At 69.9% G+C, this 16,696-nt stretch carries 15 protein-coding genes; 4 read left to right on the plus strand and 11 right to left on the minus strand.

Going from position 1 to position 16,696, the window contains the following annotated elements; all coding sequences use genetic code 11:
* Nucleotides 1-50: 50 nt before the first annotated feature.
* From OIC96_RS16955 to OIC96_RS16965, 3 genes are all read right to left on the minus strand, one after another.
* Complete coding sequence (locus OIC96_RS16955; protein ID WP_330307026.1) at nt 51-746, minus strand: transglycosylase SLT domain-containing protein; 696 nt, start codon at nt 744-746, stop codon at nt 51-53.
* A gap of 427 nt (nt 747-1,173) precedes the next feature.
* Nucleotides 1,174-2,499, minus strand: a complete 1,326-nt coding sequence (locus OIC96_RS16960; protein ID WP_330307025.1) for a PhoH family protein — start codon at nt 2,497-2,499, stop codon at nt 1,174-1,176.
* A gap of 298 nt (nt 2,500-2,797) precedes the next feature.
* Nucleotides 2,798-3,571, minus strand: coding sequence for an isoprenyl transferase (locus OIC96_RS16965; RefSeq protein ID WP_327431351.1), 774 nt, complete (start codon nt 3,569-3,571; stop codon nt 2,798-2,800).
* A gap of 145 nt (nt 3,572-3,716) precedes the next feature.
* Here OIC96_RS16965 and mgrA point away from each other — a divergent pair, with 145 nt between their 5' ends.
* Nucleotides 3,717-4,754, plus strand: coding sequence for an L-glyceraldehyde 3-phosphate reductase (mgrA, locus tag OIC96_RS16970; protein WP_330307024.1), 1,038 nt, complete (start codon nt 3,717-3,719; stop codon nt 4,752-4,754).
* Between the two features lie 463 nt (nt 4,755-5,217).
* Nucleotides 5,218-5,553 carry a DUF192 domain-containing protein gene (locus OIC96_RS16975; RefSeq protein WP_330307023.1) on the plus strand — a complete coding sequence of 112 codons (336 nt, stop codon included), beginning with the start codon at nt 5,218-5,220 and terminating at the stop codon, nt 5,551-5,553.
* A 238-nt stretch (nt 5,554-5,791) separates the two neighbouring features.
* Here the strand turns inward: OIC96_RS16975 and OIC96_RS16980 are convergent, their stop codons facing one another.
* Complete coding sequence (locus tag OIC96_RS16980; RefSeq protein WP_330307022.1) at nt 5,792-6,565, minus strand: class I SAM-dependent methyltransferase; 774 nt, start codon at nt 6,563-6,565, stop codon at nt 5,792-5,794.
* An 86-nt stretch (nt 6,566-6,651) separates the two neighbouring features.
* Between OIC96_RS16980 and OIC96_RS16985 the strand changes: the two genes are divergently transcribed.
* Nucleotides 6,652-7,164, plus strand: coding sequence for a DinB family protein (locus tag OIC96_RS16985; protein ID WP_330307021.1), 513 nt, complete (start codon nt 6,652-6,654; stop codon nt 7,162-7,164).
* On the opposite strand, the gene OIC96_RS16990 is transcribed toward OIC96_RS16985, so the two are convergent.
* The 4 genes from OIC96_RS16990 to OIC96_RS17005 are packed head-to-tail and all read right to left on the minus strand — an operon-like array spanning nt 7,149 to nt 9,375.
* Nucleotides 7,149-7,367, minus strand: a complete 219-nt coding sequence (locus tag OIC96_RS16990) for a hypothetical protein (protein WP_330307020.1) — start codon at nt 7,365-7,367, stop codon at nt 7,149-7,151. The two genes, OIC96_RS16985 and OIC96_RS16990, sit on opposite strands and share 16 nt — an antisense overlap.
* A complete protein-coding gene (locus tag OIC96_RS16995) occupies nt 7,364-7,819 on the minus strand; it encodes a GNAT family N-acetyltransferase (RefSeq protein WP_330307019.1) in 456 nt (151 codons plus the stop codon). Before OIC96_RS16995 ends, OIC96_RS16990 begins: the two co-directional genes overlap by 4 nt.
* A gap of 47 nt (nt 7,820-7,866) precedes the next feature.
* On the minus strand, nt 7,867-8,739 hold the full coding sequence (locus tag OIC96_RS17000; RefSeq protein ID WP_330307018.1) for an LLM class flavin-dependent oxidoreductase: 873 nt from the start codon (nt 8,737-8,739) through the stop codon (nt 7,867-7,869).
* 57 nt (nt 8,740-8,796) lie between these two features.
* Entirely contained in the window at nt 8,797-9,375 is a 579-nt protein-coding gene (locus OIC96_RS17005) for a dihydrofolate reductase family protein (protein WP_330307017.1), read from the minus strand.
* A 237-nt stretch (nt 9,376-9,612) separates the two neighbouring features.
* Between OIC96_RS17005 and OIC96_RS17010 the strand changes: the two genes are divergently transcribed.
* Nucleotides 9,613-14,391, plus strand: a complete 4,779-nt coding sequence (locus tag OIC96_RS17010; RefSeq protein ID WP_330307016.1) for a hypothetical protein — start codon at nt 9,613-9,615, stop codon at nt 14,389-14,391.
* A 99-nt stretch (nt 14,392-14,490) separates the two neighbouring features.
* Here OIC96_RS17010 and OIC96_RS17015 read toward each other — a convergent pair whose 3' ends face one another.
* From OIC96_RS17015 to OIC96_RS17025, 3 genes are all read right to left on the minus strand, one after another.
* A complete protein-coding gene (locus tag OIC96_RS17015; protein WP_330307015.1) occupies nt 14,491-15,141 on the minus strand; it encodes a hypothetical protein in 651 nt (216 codons plus the stop codon).
* Between the two features lie 89 nt (nt 15,142-15,230).
* Nucleotides 15,231-16,139: a hypothetical protein gene (locus OIC96_RS17020; RefSeq protein WP_330307014.1), complete on the minus strand. Its 909-nt coding sequence runs from the start codon at nt 16,137-16,139 to the stop codon at nt 15,231-15,233.
* A 335-nt stretch (nt 16,140-16,474) separates the two neighbouring features.
* A complete protein-coding gene (locus tag OIC96_RS17025; RefSeq protein WP_330307013.1) occupies nt 16,475-16,690 on the minus strand; it encodes a hypothetical protein in 216 nt (71 codons plus the stop codon).
* Nucleotides 16,691-16,696 lie beyond the last annotated feature (6 nt).

Genomic DNA, 16,696 nt, shown 5'->3' on the forward strand with positions numbered 1-16,696 from the left:
GGACGGGGAGGGGCTTCAGAAGGTTGAGCGGCCGGCGTACGGCGTGGGGCTCAGTACCAGCTGTTGGCCTGCCAGAACGACCAGGCCTCACAGGGGCTGCCGTACCGGCTGTTCATGTAGTTGAGGCCCCACTTGATCTGGGTGGCCGGGTTCGTCTGCCAGTCGGAGCCGACGGACGACATCTTGGAGCCGGGCAGGGCCTGGAAGAGACCGTAGGCGCCGGAGGAGGCGTTGACCGCCTTGTAGTTCCAGCTCGACTCGTGGTTCACGATGTTGCTGAAGCAGGCGAACTGACCGCTCGGCACCATCTGGCGAGCCATCGCCTGGATCTGCGCGACGGTGTACGAGGACTGCACGGAGAAGCTGGAGGCGTCACGCGTCGCGGAGCGGCTGGCCGCTTCCTGGGCCGCCTTGCGCGCCTTGGCTTCCTTCTCGGCCTTCTCCGCGGCCTTCTGCTTCGCGACGGCGTCGTCGGCCGCCTGCTTGCGGGCAGCCTCCTCCGCGTCCTTCTTGGCGCTCGCGTCCGCGGCGATGGCCTGTGCGTCGGCCTGCTGCGTCAGGGACGCGGTCTGCACCTGGGCCTGCTGGCCCGCAGGTATGTCCGCGAGGAGGGTTGAGTCACTTGCCGTCGCCTCAGCGTCGTTCGGCTGGGCAGTGCTGCCCGAGGCAACTCCGACGACACTTCCGACGGCGGTGACCGCGGTGGCCGAGGCCACTGCGAATCCCCGGACCGAAATCCGGCTCACACGGTTTCCTTCCAGCATCGCCCGCTGTAGGTGACCCTCGCGGACGCAATCGTGCCCCTTGGCGCTGGCCTCCCAACTGCGGGGTCACGGGAGGCGCGGGCCCGGTGGGCAACTCCCGCGAGGGGAGCGCCGCGTGGTGCTCGGGCGGCATACGACGGCTTTATGGAGTTCTGAGGTTCCTGTGGTGCCATACCGCTGGGGGTACAGATGTGTCGTATGCGGGGCCTGACAGGAGTGAGACTCTGCCGTAACCCGACACCGCAAGGCAATTCTCATGTGCGTGTGAAAGCTCACACCCCGTTTGCCTCAGCTGTTTTCCGGAAACGAGCGCACAGCCAGACGCCGCCCGGCTAGGCTCTTCGCCTTTTGCCGGACGGCGCCAACTAGCGTGTATCCGCCATCCTTTGAACAGGTGGGGTGAGTGGGGTCAGATCTGACCGTCCTCCAGCATTTCGGTCACAAGGGCGGCAATCTGGGACCTCTCGGACCGGTTGAGGGTGACATGCGCGAAGAGCGGGTGACCCTTCAACTTCTCCACCACGGCGACGACTCCGTCATATCGACCGACACGCAGATTGTCCCTTTGCGCCACGTCATGGGTGAGAACAACCCGTGAATTGGCGCCGATTCGGGACAGAACGGTCAGCAGCACATTCCTTTCCAGTGACTGTGCCTCGTCCACGATCACGAAGGCGTCGTGGAGGGAGCGGCCGCGGATGTGGGTGAGGGGCAGGACCTCCAGCATGCCGCGCGCGGTGACCTCTTCGATGACCTCGCGGCTGGTGACCGCGGAGAGCGTGTCGAAGACCGCCTGCGCCCAGGGGCTCATCTTCTCGGACTCGGAGCCGGGCAGATAGCCGAGTTCCTGGCCGCCCACCGCGTACAGCGGCCGGAAGACCATCACCTTCTGGTGCTGACGCCGTTCGAGCACGGCCTCCAGGCCCGCGCAGAGCGCGAGCGCCGACTTGCCGGTGCCGGCCCGGCCGCCCATCGACACGATCCCGATGTCGGGGTCGAGCAGCAGATCCAGCGCGATGCGCTGTTCCGCGCTGCGGCCCTTGATGCCGAAGGCCTCCCGATCACCGCGTACGAGGCGGATGTTGCCCTCGGACGTCACCCGCCCGAGCGCCTTGCCGCGTTCCGACTGGATCGTCAGGCCCGTGTGCACCGGCAGGTCGGACGCCTCGGGGACATAGGCGTGGCCCACGTCGAAGAGGACGTCCACCTGCTCGCCCGAGAGGGTCAGTTCGGACATTCCGGTCCAGCCGGAGGAGCCCGTGATGGCGAGTTCGGCGCGGTACTCCTCGGCGAGGAGTCCGACCGACGAGGCCTTGATCCTGAGCGGCAGGTCCTTCGACACGACCGTGACGTCGTACCCCTCGGCCTGCAGGTTGCGGGCGACCGCGAGGATGCGGGAGTCGTTGTCCCCCAGGCGGTAGCCGCTGGGCAGCACGCTGGGGTCCGAGTGATTGAGCTCGACGCGTACGGTCCCGCCGAGGTCCCCGATCGGGATGGGGGCATCGAGGCGGCCGAACCGCACCCGGAATTCGTCGAGCAGGCGCAGTGCCTGCCGGGCGAAGTAGCCGAGTTCGGGATGGTGCCGCTTGGCCTCCAGCTCCGTGACCACGACGATCGGCAGCACTACTTCGTGCTCGTCGAAGCGGTTCAGGGCGCCTGGATCGGCCAGCAGGACGCTGGTGTCGAGAACATAGGTGCGCCGGTCTGGCATACGGCGCTTTGTGCTGGTCACCACGGAAGGACGTACCCCCTCGGATGAGGTCGGGGAGCGACGGAGAGGAGCTGGACCGGTTCTGGCCGCGATGCGCGGGCCGAGAACCGGCCCTCCGTCTCGTCCGTACTGACCGCACGGTCGGGCTGGTGCAAAGGGCCTCCCGGGCGGACGGCCCCGTGCCGTCCGCTGAGATCCGACGCCCGTGGTTCGGGCATCGACCTGGAAGGCTTATGCCCTCGAACACGCCACGCCATGCCACGGCATATGACGGCGCGTTCGTTAACTCCTGATGACGTACGGTCCCGGGGTGCCGGTGGGATCAGCCACCGTAACGGCGGTGTCGCGCCGCGTAGTCGCGCAGGGCACGCAGGAAGTCGACCTTCCGGAACGCCGGCCAGAAGACTTCACAGAAGTAGTACTCGGAGTGGGCCGTCTGCCAGAGCATGAATCCGGACAGCCGCTGCTCGCCGCTGGTACGGATCACGAGGTCGGGATCGGGCTGGTCGCCGGTGTAGAGGTGCTTGCCGATGAGGTCGACGTCGACGGTGTCGGCGAGGTCCTCGATCGAGGTGCCCTTCTCATGGGCGTCGAGGAGCATCGAGCGGACGGCGTCGGCGATCTCCTGGCGGCCGCCGTAGCCGATGGCGACGTTGACGAGTATCCCGTCGACGTGCGCGGTGGACTCCTCGGCCTCCTTGAGGACCGTCTGCATCTGCGCGGGCAGGATGTCCGGCGTGCCCACGTGGTGCACCCGCCAGCGGCCGTCGGCGGCGAGGGTGCGGACGACGCCCTCGATGATGCCGAGCAGCGGGACGAGCTCTTCCGCCGGGCGGTCGAAGTTGTCCGTGGACAACAGCCACAGGGTGACGACCTCGACATCGGTCTCGGAGCACCAGCCGAGGAACTCCTCGATCTTCTCGCCGCCGGCCTGGTGTCCCTGGACGGTGGTGGAGCCCGCCGCCTTCGCCCAGCGCCGGTTGCCGTCCATGATGACCCCGATGTGCTTGGGCACCTGGTCGTGGTCGAGGTGGCCTTCCACCCTGCGTGCATAGAACCTGACCAGCAGACGGCGCAGGTTGTCGCGCAAGGTCACGTGTTGTCAGCCCCTCCGTGCGGATCAGACAGGCGCCGCAGAGGGCAGTCCCTGTCCGTATGGCGGTCCCCCCGGGGCGAAGCCTACCCCCGGAAAACTAGGGCGTTGCTATGGGGTGTCAGTGGCCTGTCGTAGTTTCGTGTGCATGAACGACATGCCTGTATACCGCGCCACAACGGAGCGGTACGACTCGATGGAATACCGGCGGACGGGCCGCAGCGGTCTCAAGCTGCCCGCCGTCTCGCTCGGCCTGTGGCACAACTTCGGCGACGACCGCTCCCTGGACTCCCAGCGCGCGATCCTGCGCCGCGCCTTCGATCTGGGCGTCACGCACTTCGACCTGGCGAACAACTACGGCCCGCCGCCCGGCTCCGCTGAGCTCAACTTCGGCAAGCTGCTGCAGCAGGACTTCGCGCCATACCGGGATGAACTGCTCATCTCGACCAAGGCGGGCTACCTCATGCACCCCGGCCCGTACGGCGAATGGGGCTCCCGCAAGTACCTGACGTCGTCCCTGGACGCCTCGCTGAAGCGGATGGGCGTCGACTACGTGGACATCTTCTACTCGCACCGCTTCGACCCGCACACTCCGCTGGAAGAGACGATGGGCGCGCTCGCGTCCGCCGTCCAGCAGGGCAAGGCGCTGTACGTGGGTGTGTCGTCGTACAGCAGCGAGCAGACCGCCGAGGCGGCGCGGATCCTCACCGAGATGGGTGTACGTCCGCTGATCCACCAGCCCTCGTACTCGATGATCAACCGCTGGACCGAGGACGACGCCCTGCTCGACACCCTGGAGGCGGCCGGCATGGGCTGCATCTCCTTCGTGCCGCTCGCGCAGGGCCTGCTGACGGGCAAGTACCTCAAGGGCATCCCGGAGGGTTCGCGCGCCACACAGGGCAAGTCGCTGGACCCGGACCTGCTGAGCGAGGAGGTCGTACGGCGGCTGAACGGGCTGAACGACATCGCGGCCCGCCGCGGCCAGTCGCTCGCCCAGCTCGCGCTCACCTGGGTGCTGCGCGACGAGCGGATGACCTCCGCGCTCATCGGCGCGTCCAGCGTGGCGCAGCTGGAGGAGAACGTGGCGGCGCTGGCGGCGCCGAAGCTCACGGACGAGGAGCTGAAGGAGATCGACACGTTCGCGGTGTCGACGCCGGGCACGAACATCTGGGCCGGTCGGAGCTGAGACCGGCCGGTGAGCCGGCCTGGGACCGGCGGCCGTCGGCCGCCGGTCGGCGCTGAGTCACCGGGGCCGGTGCCGGTCGGGGCCCGTGGGGCTGGGGGGCGCACGGGGGCGCCCGTCGGGCCACCGCGTGCGGGCAGAAAAAACGGGCCGGTCCGTGGGGGGGAGACGGACCGGCCCGAGGGGGGGTTTCCACCATAACCCTTCGTAAGTGATGCTGCGTGCATCGGCGTGCCACAACTACTCTCCGGAGTCGTCCGACAACGCCCCGATGGGCGCGGAAGCCCCGATTCAGGGCCCGATCATGGCTGAATCACAGCTGATTCCAAGGAAATCGCGGAGGATCCGGGGAGATCTGATGGGTTTGCGCCCGATTGGGTTTTCCTCGCCGACTCGCCCGGACGTACTCCAGGCGGGTGACCCGCGCGCCGAACGCCCGCTTGACGCCGCCGCTAACTTCGCAGCCATGGCCACGTTCACCACTCCCGGGACGCCCGGTCCGGTGCCACTGGAAGTCGCCGGTTCGGCGCGCGCCCGGCGGCTCGGGCTGCTGGGCCGCGACGGAATCGAGGGGGCGCTGCTGCTGGAACCGGCGAGCTCGGTGCACACCCTGGGGATGCGGTTCGCGATCGACGTCGCCTATCTGGACCGGAAGTCGCGGGTCCTGGCGGTGCGGACGATGCGTCCGGGCCGGGTGGGGCTGCCGCGCCCGCGGGCCCGGCGGGTCCTGGAGGCGGAGGCCGGGGCGATGGAGCGCTGGGGTGTGCGGCGCGGGGTGCGGGTGACGGTCCACGACGCGTGATGCCACGTCAGAAAACGGACGCAGCACCGCGCAGCCCCCTCCACTGCGCGGTGCCACACGCGCAGCTTTGCTCACGCGAATTACCTTGGTCTGAACTTACGTGAGGCGAACAGCCCAGGCGAGTGGCCCTCGATAACGATGTGGAAACCCTGTGGAGATGTGCGCCGTGATGCCTGGCGCACGCCCGCCATACGGACGGCCATCTCACGCAAAGGGCGCCCCATTGGGATGTTTTCGGTCAATCGTTCCGTGGCTTGCTCGCCTCGATCAGGAAGCGGGTGCTGTGGGCGACGAACGGGCCCTTCGCCTCGATCCGCTCGTGCAGGGCGCGGAGCTGGGGACGGTACTCGTCGACGGTGAAGCCGGGGACCATCCAGATCACCTTGCGCAGGAAGTGGACGACGGCTCCGATGTCGTGGAACTCGATGCGGAGCCGCTCCGAGCGGAGGTCGACGATGTCGAGCCCGGCGGCTTCGGCGGCGGCGCGGGCGCGGTCGGGGTGGCGGCCGTTCCTGGCCTCCTCCGGCTGCGGGCCCAGGAAGTACTCCACGAGCTCGAAGACGCTGGCCGGGCCGACCTGCTGGGAGAAGTAGCGGCCGCCGGGGCGCAGCACGCGGGCGACCTCGTCCCAGTAGGTGTGGACGGGGTGCCGACTGGTGACCAGGTCGAACGCCTCGTCCGCGAACGGCAGCGGCGCGTCCTCCGGGGAGGCGAGGACCACGGCGCCGCGCGGGTGGAGCAGGGCGGTGGCCCTGGCGGCGTTCGGCGGCCAGCCCTCGGTGGCGACGGTGAGCGAAGGCAACCGCGGGGCGGAGCCGAGGACTTCGCCGCCGCCGGTCTGGATGTCGAGCGCGGCGGACGCGCGGGCCAGCCGCTCCCCCATCGCCCGCGCGTACCCCCACGAGGGCCGCTCCTCGGTGGCCCGGCCCTCGAACCAGGAGAAGTCCCAGCCGTCGACGGACACGGCCTCGGCTTCGGCGACGAGGTCTTCGAAGGTACGGGTGGTGGCCATGGGCGGATCTTCTCAACTCCCGCCGAGGGGAGGCGAGGCGTTTTCCCCCGGCGGGCGTTGTCGGTGCCCGCTGCTACGTTCCGCCCATGACGACGAATCCAGGGGGTGCCCGGGTGCCGTACACCGGGGGCGAGAAGGAGATTCTGCACGCGAGCCTCGACCGGCATCGGGACGCGGTGCTGTGGAAGCTGGACGGCCTCGACGACGAACAGGTACGACGGGTGATGACCCCGTCGGGCACGAACCTGCTGGGCCTGGTGAAGCATCTCGCGTCCGTCGAGTACAGCTGGTTCTGCTCGACCTTCGGGAGGGAGGTCGAACCGCTGTGGTTCGACCCGTTCACCGGGGAGGACATGAGCGCGGGGCCCGGCGAGACGACGGCCCGGATCGTCGAGTTCTACGGCCGCGCCCGCGCCACCGCCGACCGCACCATCTCCGAACTGTCGCTCGACGACCTGGGCACGTCGTGGAGCGGCACGACGGTTTCCCTGCGCTGGGTCCTGATCCACATGGTCGAGGAGACGGCGCGGCACGCGGGACACATGGACATCGTGCGGGAGCTGATCGACGGGGGGACGGGGGATCACCGGCCCGGGTGATCGGGTCCGGGTCGTCGAGGCAGCCGGTGATCGGGTCGCCGGGGCAGATACGGGAACACCAGGCGGTACGCGGCCTCCGCCGTGGGGGCGTCGAGGAGACCGTCGGCACTCAGGCACCGCCGTGCCGGCGCGGCCGAGCCGTCACCGCCCTGGTTGCCGACCAGTTGGGGCGCCAGGGGGGTGAGGAGGGCAGGCGTGGTCATGGGTCGAGTACGAGCAGGACGTGCTCGTCGTCCCCGTGGCGTACCGTCTGCGAGCGCTCGAAGCCGTGCCGTTCCAGGAGGCGTATCGAGGCGGTGTTGCCGGTGAACACCTCGGCGTACAGGGGCCGGTTCTTCTCGGCGGGCAGAAAGAGGGCGAGGGCCCGGGTGCCGATGCCGCGGCCCCAGTAGGGACGGCCGAACCAGTACCCGAGGAAGCGCTGCCCGTCCTCCCACCAGGCGACGATGTTCCCGGCCGGTTCGCCGTCGACGGTGACCGTCTGCACGAAGCCGGTGCTGTTGCCGAGGACACGCGTGACCCAGTGGGTCATGAAGGCCTCGCGTTCCCGGGAGGGGAACCTCGAACGCCGCACCGCCTCCGCGTCCAGCTGCTGCTGGTAGAACGGCTCCAGGTCGGCTTCGGCCACATCCCTCAGACGTACGTCCTCATCCATGCTCACCGAGTCTGGCACCGCCCACTGACACTCACCGTCCACCGGCATCAGGGGACCAGTGGACGCACCTCTTCAGCCACGAACCGTACGAACCCCTCGGGATCCGGTTCGTCGGCGGTGGGCTGGAGGACGACGGTGTCGGCGCCGGCGTCCACAAGGCGCTGGACGGCCTTGGCGACGGCACCCGCGTCACCGGCGACCCCGTGCTCCGGGACCGGATCCTCCCCGTTGGCCTCGATCTCGGCGCGCAGCCGGGCGGCGGCGTCGGGCCCGCTGGCGGTGTGGAGGTAGACGACCACGCGATGCCGGTCGGTCCTGCCCGCCGCCTCCCGCCCCTCGTCGATGAGTTGGCGGGCCCGCCGCACCCCCTCGGGCGCGGTGGAGGCGGTGAGGATGGTGCCGTCGGCGGCTTCGCCGGAGAGCCGGAGTGTACGGGGCCCGGTGGCGCCGGTGAGGACCTCGGGAGCCCCGGCCGGCGGCCAGTCGAGGGCGACCTCGTCGAGCTTCACGTACCGTCCGCTGACGGTGACCCGCTCGCCCCGCAGCAGCGCGCGCAACGCGTCGAGGTGCTCGCGCAGCAACGTCACGGGCGACTCGGCCCGCGCCCCGACCTGCCCCATCCAGTCCTGTACGCCGTGGCCCACGCCCACGGTGGCCCGCCCCGGGAACAGCCGGTGCAGCGTGGCGGCCTCCATCGCGGTGACGGCGACGTTGCGCAGCGGAACGGGCAGGAGTCCCACCCCGACCTTCAGCCGTTCGGTCCAGGCGAGCGCGGCCGCCGCGGCGGAGATCCCGCCTTCGAGGAAGCAGTCCTCCCACAGCCACAGCTCTTCGAGGCCGGAGTCCTCCGCCGCACGCGCGAGGGCACGCAGTCGCTCGGGAGGCAGTTGGGGCCGGAACACAACGCCGAGAGCAGTCATACGGCCTTCCTACCGACCGGCCGCCCGCCGGACAACTTCTTTACTCCTCAGCCCCGTTCACTCCCCGACCCCGCTGCCGGCACGCTCGTACCGCAGCTGCGCGACACCGTTGCCGAAGACCCGGGCCTCGACGAGCCGGAGCCGCGTCAGGGCGTCCGCATCCGGGAAGAGCGGCTTGCCTCGTCCGATCAGCACGGGATGGACGTACACCCAGAACTCATCGACGAGATCGTGCCGCATGAGCTCGGCGGTGAGATCGGCCCCGCCGAGCCCCAGATCCCCGCCGGGCTGCTCCTTCAGGGCCCGGATCTCCTCGGGCACGACCTCCCGCACGATGGTGGTGTGCCCATCGGCGTGGTGCAGCGTCCGCGAGAACACCACCTTGGGGATGTTCCGCCAGATCTCGGCGAACTCGACCACCTCGGGCGTGCTCTCCGGGTCCTTGTCGGCCGTCGGCCAGTACCCGGCCAACAGCTCGTACGTCACCCGGCCCTGCATCAGGGCGCCCATTTTCCGGATCTCCCGGTTGAAGTGTCCGTGCAGTTCGGCGTCGACCTGATGCCAGTCGATCTCGCGGTTCGGGCCTTCGATGTATCCGTCGAGGGACACCGACATCATCAGGATGATCTTTCGCATGACGGACCTCGCCGATGTCGTCTCGTAGGCAGGGGCACACAAGGGTGTGCCCAGTCAACCAGGATCCGGCGGGCCCGCCGAAGGGATACGCTGAGGACCACTGCGCTGTTCGTGTGAAGTTCCGTGCGTGGGGGGAAAGTTGAGCGAGCACGACGTCGGGCCCGGGGGCGGGACAGCCGTGACGGACACACGGGCCGTCTCACTGGTCTCCCGGCAGTAGCCGCGGTCCGGCCCCCGATGGCACGAAAGAGAGCGCTCCTGATCGGAGCGAGTGACTACGACTCTCCCGGGATCGCGCCCCTGCCCTTCATCCCGGACGACATGGCCGCACTCGGCGAGGCGCTCGAACGGCGCGGCTTCGAAGTGAGCGTCCCGAGACCCAAGCGGCAGGTCGGCACCACCTTCGTCAATGTCGAGATGGGCCGTTTCCTCAAGAGGGCCCGGGCCGGCGACTCCCTGCTCGCCTGTCTCAGCGGCCATGGCGTGCACGCCGAGGGACAGGACTACTTCGTTCCCGAGGACGCGCATCTGGAGCTCGAACCCTTCGAGCAGGGCTGTGTCGCCATCGACTGGAAGCGTGACCTGGAGAGATCGCTCGCCGAACACATCGTGATCCTGGTCGACGCCTGCCGGGAGGGAATCGAGCGGGACTCCCAGGGCCTCACGGGCCTCACGAGCTGGGGACGCCGCAAGGTCGACCGTGAGCTGCGGCGCAAGGTCGCGTACGTGTACGCCTGCTCCCCCGGCCAGCTGGCCCGGTTCGTGACTCCGGGCGACCAGGTCCGCGACGGAGTCGACTGCGGCACCCGGCCCGGCGAGTCCTTCAGCCTCTTCTCGCGTGCGGTGCGCGACGTACTGCTGCGCCACCCGGGCGCGCTGGACCTGGGCGGCTTCAAGGAGAACGTCCAGGACCGCATCGAGGATCTGCACCGAGGCTACGGCAAGATGAGCCATCTGCAGCAGTTGCGCGTGGTGGTGTACGCGGCCGGGGACCAGGGCGAGTTCCCGATCGTCGACCCGCTGCCGGGCGCCGGGGCCGAGCCCGTGCCGCACCCCTCGCCGGGTGCCTCCGCCGGGCCCGTGGCTGCCGCGGCCGTGGTCTCCGACACCATGTCCGCCGTCGCCGAGCCCGAGGTGGATCCGGGTGTCCGGCTCGCCCGGGCCCTCTACCGGTTCCAGCTCCACCACGAGACGGAGCCGCTGCTCGACTTCGCCGCCACGGGTCCGGCCCGTGACGTCGTGCAGCTGGCGGACGTGGTGCCCGTGCCGGTCCAGGAACAGATCTGGGACGCGTGCGCGCTGCTCCGGTCCGGGCCCGCGTGGTGCGAGCTGCGGCGGGCGCTGCACCGTGCCGGGCGCCCCGAAATCGAACAGCGCGTCCTGGAGACCGGGTTGCGGAGCCGTCTTCCGGACGAGCTGTTTCTCGGCATGGCCGCGGACGACGTGCACGACGTACTGACCCGCGTCGCGAGGACGTACGACGCACGCGCCACCGTGGAGCTGGTGGAGAGCCTTCACGGCCATGGTCTCGGACATGAGGCCGGGCGGCTTCTGTACGCGGCCGTACGGGAAGCGACCGACGCGTTGCCTCCCCTGCTGGCGGCATTGCGGTCGGCCGGGCTGATGCGCGGTGCGGAGCGGGTGCTGACGCACTGTGGCCTGCACCATCCGGCGCGGCTGCTGCCCGGCCTGGTGGCCGCGCTGGAGGCCGCGGGAAGCGGCACGGCCGATCGCGGGCGGCTGTTGACCGCGATCGCCGCCCGGCCGACGGCCGGTCTCCTGCGCTGCCTGGCGGACCTGCGGGCCGACGGCCGCGACGAGGACGCCCGCGCGGTACTGGCCCGTGCGGCGGCCCGGGACCCGGCCGAGGTGGCCCGACTGGTGCAGGCCCTGCTCGACAGCGGCGCCGACTCGGACGCGGCTCTCGTCCTCGACACCGCGGCCGGATGCCTTTCCGTGCCCCGGCTGACGGACCTCGTACGCCTGTTGCACCAGGACGCGTCCGACGGCGCCGCAGCCTCGCTCGTCCTGCTGCAGGCCGCCGTACGGCGGCGCGGGTTCACCGACTTCGTCCGGCTGGTCCGCGAACTCGCCGCCCGGTGGCTGGACCGGGAGGCCAGGACGGCGCTCGCACTGTGGACCAGACTCCGCCCGCCGGACGAACTGCCCCCACTGGTCTCGGCATTGTCCAGGAGCGGCCACGACGTCGAGGCGGGGCATCTGCTGGCCACGGTCGCCACACGTCGCTCACCGCGGACGGTGGCCACCGCGTTCGCGGCCCTGCGTCGCGCGGAGCTGCCCTCGCAGGCGAGGCGGCTGGTCGCGCTGGTCCTCGGCCAACGGCCGGACGACGATCTGCCCGCAGTGCTCAACGCCCTGCGTGATGCCGGGGCCGGGGCCGAGATCCACAGCTTGGTGTCGGCCGTGGTCCTGGACCCGTACCGATCGGCCTTCGACGTGATGCCCGTACTCCTGGCGCTCTCCGCCGCCGGTCTGGACTGCGACGCGGTGACGGAGTCGGTCGCGCTGCGGCGTCCCGCGGCCGACCTGCCGCTGCTGCTGCGGGCGCTGCGCGAGGGCGGGGCGGACACCCTCCTCCGGCAACTGCGGCAGGCCGTGGCGGCAGGACGCCCGTCCGAGGAGTTCTCCGACCTCGCCCTGACCCTGCACGCCACCGGGGAAGCCGCGGAGTTGCGGGCACTGCTCGGGATCGCGGCCACCGTCCGCCCCTCCGGGGACCTTCCCGCGCTGATCGGCACGCTCCACGAGAACGAGGCGACCGAGGCCGCGCGGACCCTGCGGAACGCCGCCGCCCACAGTCTTCCGGCCGGGCAGCTGAGTGCCCTCGTCATGTCCCTGGTGCGGTCCGGTCAGACCCGGCACGTGGACGCCCTGCTCCCCCTGGTGAGCGAACAACGCCCGGTCGACGTAGTGGTCTCCCTCGCGAGCGAACTGAACGCCGCCGGAGCCCCGAGGCACGCCGAACACCTCGCCCTGCGCGCGGTGGAACTGCGTCCGCTGGAAGACATCCCGGCCCTGGCCACGTCCCTGCGCACGGCGGGGCTCGACACCGCCGCCGACCGCGCGCTCGCCGCTCTCGGAACCGGCCGCCCGACGGCCCAGACCATCGACGCGGTACGCGCGCTGCGCGAGGGCCGGAGAGACGATGTGCCGGAGCTCCTGCGCGGCGCCGTCCTGTCCAGGAAGGCCGGAGCGGTGCGCCTGCTGATGGAGGCACTGCGCGAAGCGGGACTCACCGACGAGGCACGGCTGACCGTCGTCGTCGCCGCGGAGACCTGCGATCCGGACTCCCTGGGACGGCTCGTGGGGAAGCTGAACGGTGCCGGTCTCCGTGACGACGCTCTGCTCGCCGCGGACGTGGCGGCCGAGTTTCGGCCGATCGCCGACGTGACGGACATCTTGTACGTCCTGTTCGGCTTCGGCTTACAGGACGCCGCCCACAGGCTGCTCTTCACCGCGACCCGCTGTCGTGGCGCCGCCGATTTGGTCCTTCTGCTGAGCCGGCTGAACGACGAGAGCGCTCCGCGAGGCTGGGCCCTGGACAGCGTGGGACAGCGCAGCCCGGTCGCGACCATGGCCAAGGTCGTGCAGACACTGCTCGCGCGAGGTCGTGCCGGGGACGCCAGCAGGATCCTGTTCACGGCCTTCGACTCCCGCCCGCCCACCGGTCTGCCCGCGCTGGTCCGCAGACTCGGTATGACGGAATACGGGCCCGCCTCCGAACACGAGCCCGACCCCGCAAACGGGTCCGTCTCCGAGCTGACCGCCTCCGCGTGGAAGGCATTCGAATCGGTGCTGTCGCGTCGATCCATGACCCTGGTCATGGAGTGGGAGCACGTCCTGTACGACGCCCGTCTGGACGAAGCCGCCTCCGTGGTCCTCTCGCACGCGGCCCAGCGGCCGGCGAAGGAACTGACGAGAGTCCTCAAGGCGTCGGAGTCCGGCAAGTGGGAGGCGGGTGCGCGGCGTCTGCTGGACCGGGTCGCCCAGACCGGCCACTTGGGCCACGTGCTGGAAGAGTGGCGCGCCGAGGCTTCCCCGTCCGACTTCCAGAACGCGCTGGACCAGGCCGCCCAGTACCTGCCCCTGGGGACGCTGGCCGTGGGCTCACCACTGCACCGGGACGTTGGGGGTCGCTGGTCGCTGCTGCAGGTCTGGGCCATGCAGCGCTGCCCCGTCGAGGAGCTGGTGCCGGCCCTGGCGGAGGCCGTACGGAAGTCGTACCACCTGGCGCCGGGCATGCTGGAGCTGCTCGCCGAGCACCGGCAACCCGGTGACGTAGTGCGCCTGGTGGACGAGCTGCTCGCCGCGGGACTCGCCGGGCAGGCGCAGAGCCTCCTCACCGACATCGGGCTCCAGTACCCACCGGAGGCGGTGGCCGCCCTGATGCAGGAGCTGGACAAGGCGCAGGCGCGCGAAGACATCGGTCACGTCATCGCCGGGATCGCCACGGCCGAGGTCAAGGCCGGACGGACACCGGCCCAGGTGATCCTGGCACTGCACCGGCGCGGACTGTCCTCGTACGACGACGAGATCCTGAACGCCGTCGCCGATGATCCCGGTAATCACGGCTGGTTGCCGGGGTATGCGCGTGACCTGTTCGTGGCGGGTCTCTCGGCCGAGGCGGATCTGACCATAACCCGCTACCTCGAGCGATGTCCCGACAGCAAGCTGGTGGCCGCCTTCAAGGAGGTGGCCGCGCCCGGGCTGCCACGCCTCTGGGTTTCCCGGCACGCGCACTTCGTGGCCGCGACGCGAACACTGCCGGTCATCCGCGAGGTCCTGCTCGCCTTGTGCGCGGAGGGCAATTTCGGCTGGGCGTCCAGGCTCATGTTCTCGGTCAGGCAACTTCGTTCCACCCACGAAGCAGACGAACTCGACATGGCCCTCGCGGCCTCCGGCCATCGCACCCACCTGAACAACGCGGGCACCCCGAACGTGACGCCCGACGCCCCCCGTCGCCGCGCCTTCTCCAAATTCCGGCGAGGCGACTGAGCCGGTTTCAGCGCTGGGTCCCCGACGAGTCCCCAAGGCCGGCAAGGCGGACCACTTGCTCTGACCGCAGCCCCGCGACCGCCCAACACTTGCTCCGCGTCAACCGGTCCTGCCCTCGGCAGGACCGGACGGAGGCGGGGGCGGCGGTGGCGGTGGCGGTGGCGGTGGCGGTGGCCCCACTCTCCCTGACCGCTGCTGGTCGTAAAGCTGTACCAGCCGTCGGTTCTTCTCGTGCCAGCGCTTCATCCACCGAGGAGTCAAGGCCGCGGTCACCGCCAACGGGATACCCAGCATCACCACCACGGCGAGGGCAGCGCCCGGCGTGTCCCGGTGCGCCCACCCGAGGCCGAAGCACCCGAGGCTGAGCAAGCCGACGAAAACAGCGAATCCCCGCACCCCTTGGGACTCGTAGGCCTCGACACCCCTCCTCATCGACGCCACCTCGATTGCCGAGATCGGCAGGACCGCACCAGGCCTGGCGCCAGGGCCCACCCAGACGGACAAGAGCGGACCACCGGCGCGCAACCGGTCCAGCGTCTGCTGGGCGCGTCGGCGCACCTCCGGGGAGTCGTTCCGCACGTAGACCATCCGGTACGAGCCCCTGCTCACGGCTTCGCTCTCCCGGAGGTCGTAGCCGAACTCGTAGGCGATCGCAGTGATTTTGTCGCCATCCATGACTTGGAGTCCTCCGAGCAGGAACTCGGCACGGCCGCGTCCGTCGAAGCAGGCGATGATCTCTGCGTCTTTCACTGGCCTCTACGCCCCCTCCAACCGCTCCCAACCACCTCGGTCCACGAGCTGCTTCCGTCCCCCTCGATGAGTCCTAGAACCTCGCGGGCTCAGTCGTGCGGGACTTCCTCGACAACGGTCTCCCCGAAGCGCCACGAGCCCCGGTTGCCCATCGCCTCCGCGCGCAACCCCAGTTCCCAGGCGATCCGGGCGGCCCGCTGCTGCGGCACGTCGGGGTAGTCCTCGGGGTGCACCTTGATGTAGCCACGGCGGTCGGCGGGGTACGTGTGCAGGGCCTCGCGCAACTTCTCCTCCTGCTCTTGCTGCGTGGAGTGATCGCCGGTGACGGTCTTGTACACCTTTCGCATGGCCCCCGGCCGCTTCCGTGCGTCGCGCCGCCTCGCGGCGTCCGACCCCCGCCATGTCATCCAGCCGACGGCGCCGAGCGCGGCGAGCGCGAAGGCCCCCGAACCGAGTGCATCGCCCGTGGCATCCGCCTGGCCCGGAGTCTGGGGCCGGAGTGCGCCCTCGGGATCCTCGATCACCGTCACCTCCTGGCCGACGTCGTAGAGGTCGGACGTCGCTTTCATGGCAGGTCCCGGGACCTCGGTGCCGTCCCGATGCGCCAGCGCGTAGTTGTAGTCACGGGCCTTGCGCCCCTGCGCCGGGTCGCGCCACTCCTTCACGACCGTGGCGGTGATCTTTCTGCCCCGCTGCTGAAGTGTGAGGTCGTCGCGCGCCACGTCGGCGACGTATACGGACATCAGGGATGTGCACACGATGAAGAGCATCGCGTAGGCGCTGGACTCCCTGGCCCCCAGTTTCCGGATGAGCACGACGAGGAGCACCCCATGCACGATCCACAGGGGTACCAAGAGACCGGGACCGAAGTCGTCCGCCACGAGGAACATCCCCGCGATCACGGCGAGCACGTAGCAGCTGATGCCGACCGACAGCAGGACGGGGTACCGGACGCGTCTCTTCAGCACATCGCCCTCGGCCTCTGCAACGGTGCTCATGCTTGTTGCTCCGTTCCTCCGGCATCCGGGCCGCCGGCCTCCGGGGTGTCCTCCCCGCGCGGTTCGTCCGCCGAGATGCCGGGAGCCAGCCCGTCATAGCGGTAGCCAAGCTGTCGGCGATGTAGGCGAAGGCGGCGAACTGACGAACGGACGACCACGGGTTGGTGAGGGTGTGCAACTCGGGGTCCTGCCGGTCACCAGTGGGACGGGGGCGCCGACGGCGGCGGCACGATGTGTGGCGGCCGTGCCGAGCATCACGGCAGGGTCTTCAGAGAGGCACGCGTGGGGAGAACGCCACACTTCGGACATGGCGCTGACCGCCAGCACTCGACGGCCTACTCCACCTTCCCCGAGAACTTCTTCAGCTGCTTGATGCCGTAGTTCCACTCCTCGCCGAAGGAGTCCATACGCTTCTCCAACTCGGAGGCGCCCATGGCGCGCACATCCACCGCATCCATCGCCTTGGCCGGTTTCTCCAGCAAGTCGTCGATGTGGGCGAGGTCCTTACGGACACGCTGCAGCATCGCGTTGTCTATGTAGAGATCGCTCATGGTTCC

The sequence above is a fragment of the Streptomyces sp. NBC_00775 genome (assembly GCF_036347135.1).
Lineage (GTDB): Bacteria > Actinomycetota > Actinomycetes > Streptomycetales > Streptomycetaceae > Streptomyces > Streptomyces lutosisoli.

Bases quoted from the DNA above. Each gene is read 5' to 3' on its own strand.
- OIC96_RS16990 (WP_330307020.1), bottom strand. From the start codon at position 7,367: ATGACCACGCCTGCCCTCCTCACCCCCCTGGCGCCCCAACTGGTCGGC.
- OIC96_RS16995 (WP_330307019.1), bottom strand. From the start codon at position 7,819: ATGGATGAGGACGTACGTCTGAGGGATGTGGCCGAAGCCGACCTGGAG.
- OIC96_RS17000 (WP_330307018.1), bottom strand. From the start codon at position 8,739: ATGACTGCTCTCGGCGTTGTGTTCCGGCCCCAACTGCCTCCCGAGCGA.
- OIC96_RS17005 (WP_330307017.1), bottom strand. From the start codon at position 9,375: ATGCGAAAGATCATCCTGATGATGTCGGTGTCCCTCGACGGATACATC.
- OIC96_RS16985 (WP_330307021.1), top strand. From the start codon at position 6,652: ATGACGACGAATCCAGGGGGTGCCCGGGTGCCGTACACCGGGGGCGAG.
- OIC96_RS16975 (WP_330307023.1), top strand. From the start codon at position 5,218: ATGGCCACGTTCACCACTCCCGGGACGCCCGGTCCGGTGCCACTGGAA.
- OIC96_RS16980 (WP_330307022.1), bottom strand. From the start codon at position 6,565: ATGGCCACCACCCGTACCTTCGAAGACCTCGTCGCCGAAGCCGAGGCC.
- mgrA (WP_330307024.1), top strand. From the start codon at position 3,717: ATGAACGACATGCCTGTATACCGCGCCACAACGGAGCGGTACGACTCG.
- OIC96_RS17010 (WP_330307016.1), top strand. From the start codon at position 9,613: ATGGCACGAAAGAGAGCGCTCCTGATCGGAGCGAGTGACTACGACTCT.
- OIC96_RS17020 (WP_330307014.1), bottom strand. From the start codon at position 16,139: ATGAGCACCGTTGCAGAGGCCGAGGGCGATGTGCTGAAGAGACGCGTC.
- OIC96_RS17025 (WP_330307013.1), bottom strand. From the start codon at position 16,690: ATGAGCGATCTCTACATAGACAACGCGATGCTGCAGCGTGTCCGTAAG.